This is a genomic window from Albidovulum sp. (genome assembly GCF_049646345.1).
In the GTDB taxonomy this organism is placed as follows: domain Bacteria; phylum Pseudomonadota; class Alphaproteobacteria; order Rhodobacterales; family Rhodobacteraceae; genus Albidovulum.
On sequence record NZ_JBARVQ010000500.1, the window covers coordinates 1 to 1,643 of the forward strand.

Sequence of the window (1,643 nt, forward strand, 5' to 3'; positions counted from 1 at the left end):
CGTCAAGGGCGAGGACAATTTCGAAGCCGGTGTGCCGGAATCGTTCAATGTTCTCGTCAAGGAAGTGCGGGGCCTCGGCCTCAACATGGAACTCCTGGATGCGGAGGGTGACGAGTAGGGAACCCGAATTTTCTCCGAAAATTCGACGATTTTTCGGAGAAAAATCGCTCCTCTTGCCCAACGCGCCGATTCAAGGATTTGAAGATGAACCAGGAACTCTCGACCAACCCGTTCAACCCGCTGACCCCGCCGAAGCAGTTCGACGAGATCAAGATCTCGCTCGCCTCGCCCGAGCGGATCCTGTCGTGGTCATTCGGTGAGATCAAAAAGCCCGAGACCATCAACTACCGGACGTTCAAGCCCGAGCGCGACGGTCTCTTCTGTGCCCGTATCTTCGGGCCGATCAAGGACTACGAATGCCTGTGCGGCAAGTACAAGCGCATGAAATATCGCGGCGTCGTCTGCGAGAAATGCGGTGTCGAAGTGACGCTGCAGAAGGTGCGGCGCGAGCGGATGGGCCATATCGAACTGGCCGCCCCCGTCGCCCATATCTGGTTCCTGAAGTCGCTGCCCTCCCGCATCGGCCTCATGCTCGACATGACGCTGCGCGATCTTGAGCGCATCCTCTATTTCGAAAACTATGTCGTGATCGAGCCGGGTCTGACCGACCTTTCCTACGGCCAGTTGATGAGCGAAGAGGACTATCTCGACGCGCAGGACCAGTATGGCGCCGACGCCTTTACTGCCAATATCGGCGCCGAAGCGATCCGCGAAATGCTGGCGGCGATCGATCTTGAGGCGACGGCCGAACAGCTTCGTGAAGAGCTGAAGGAAGCCACGGGTGAGCTGAAGCCGAAGAAGATCATCAAGCGGCTGAAGATCGTCGAGAACTTCATCGAAAGCGGCAACCGCCCGGAATGGATGGTGCTGACCGTCGTTCCGGTCATCCCGCCGGAACTGCGCCCGCTGGTGCCGCTCGATGGGGGCCGTTTCGCGACCTCGGACCTCAACGATCTTTACCGCCGGGTCATCAACCGGAACAACCGTCTGAAGCGGCTGATCGAACTGCGCGCGCCCGATATCATCGTCCGCAACGAAAAGCGGATGCTGCAGGAATCTGTCGACGCTCTCTTCGACAATGGCCGCCGTGGCCGCGTCATCACGGGTGCCAACAAGCGCCCGCTGAAGTCGTTGTCGGATATGCTGAAAGGCAAGCAGGGCCGGTTCCGCCAGAACCTTCTTGGTAAGCGCGTCGACTTCTCGGGCCGTTCGGTCATCGTGACCGGTCCGGAACTGAAGCTGCATCAATGCGGTCTGCCGAAGAAGATGGCCTTGGAGCTCTTCAAGCCCTTCATCTACAGCCGTCTTGAAGCCAAGGGCCTCTCCTCGACCGTCAAACAGGCCAAGAAGCTTGTGGAAAAAGAGCGTCCGGAAGTCTGGGACATCCTCGATGAGGTAATCCGCGAACACCCCGTGATGCTGAACCGCGCGCCGACCCTGCACCGTCTGGGCATTCAGGCGTTCGAGCCGGTCCTGATCGAAGGCAAGGCGATCCAGCTTCACCCGCTGGTCTGTTCGGCCTTCAACGCCGATTTCGACGGCGACCAGATGGCTGTCCACGTGCCGCTCAGCCTTGAGGCGCA

At 59.4% G+C, this 1,643-nt stretch carries 1 pseudogene; it reads left to right on the plus strand.

The features are described from left to right. Positions 1-204: 204 nt before the first annotated feature. A pseudogene (locus WBB85_RS12615) lies at positions 205-1,643 on the plus strand (DNA-directed RNA polymerase subunit beta'); the annotation flags it as partial.